Origin of the sequence: Mesorhizobium sp. M7A.F.Ca.CA.002.05.1.1 (assembly GCF_003998335.1) — a bacterium.
Classification (GTDB): Bacteria; Pseudomonadota; Alphaproteobacteria; order Rhizobiales; family Rhizobiaceae; genus Mesorhizobium.
In genome coordinates this window covers 1-816 of the sequence record NZ_RZQI01001461.1, presented here as the reverse complement: position 1 = coordinate 816, position 816 = coordinate 1, and the positions used below count along the sequence as shown (strand labels likewise).

Here is an 816-nt window from a genome sequence, read left to right as displayed (position 1 = left end):
GGCGCGGTGCCAAGCACATCATCGATCATCGCGCGGGCGCGCGGCACGTCGCCCTGCCAGATCGCCAGCCGGACCTTGCCGAGGCGATCGCCCTCGACGCACGGATTTCTTTGCTCGAGCGGGATTACACGCGGGCCGAGCAGTCGTTTCAGCGGGTGCTGGCGATTGATCCGCGCAATGCCGAAGCGCTGGTGGGAATCGGCGATGTGCGCCGCGCCCGTGGCGACGACGACGCCGCGCGCGATGCCTACCGGCAGGCGCTTGCCCTCGAACCCGGCTCGCGCGACATCGAGCAGAGACTGGCCGCACCACCGCCGCGCAAATGGCGGCTCGATATCGGTAGCGAAGTGAGCGACCTCACCGATGGACTTGGTGATTGGACAGACAGTTCGACCGGCCTTGCCTATCGGCTCACCCCGCAGACGACCATTTCGGGCCACACCCGGATGGCGACTCGCTACGGTCGCACCGATGTTCAGATCGACGGCCGCATCGACCAGGCCTTTTCGGCCACGGTTTCGGCCTATGTGCTGGCAGCGGCGACGCCGGATGCCGACTTCCTGGCACGATATTCGGTCGGGGCCGGCGCTTCGTGGCGGATCATGGCGCCCGCGAAAGCGCTCGGTCCGTTCTCGCTCAACATCGATGCTCGCTATGACAATTTCGCCACCGCCGAGGTCACCACAATCTCGCCTTGGGTGCAGGTCTATGTCCTGGACGGCCGGCTGGGGCTTTCGGCACGTTGGGTCCACGCAGCCGACGACATCGGCACGCGCGCCGATGGTTATGTCCTGCGAGCCGATGTTGCAGTTATCC

The 816-nt window shown here is 66.1% G+C and carries 1 protein-coding gene; it reads left to right on the top strand.

The genetic code is table 11. The annotated features are described in order from the left end of the window. Window positions 1–816: YaiO family outer membrane beta-barrel protein (locus tag EN939_RS36355; RefSeq protein WP_245473314.1), on the top strand; the 816-nt coding region annotated here is incomplete at both ends.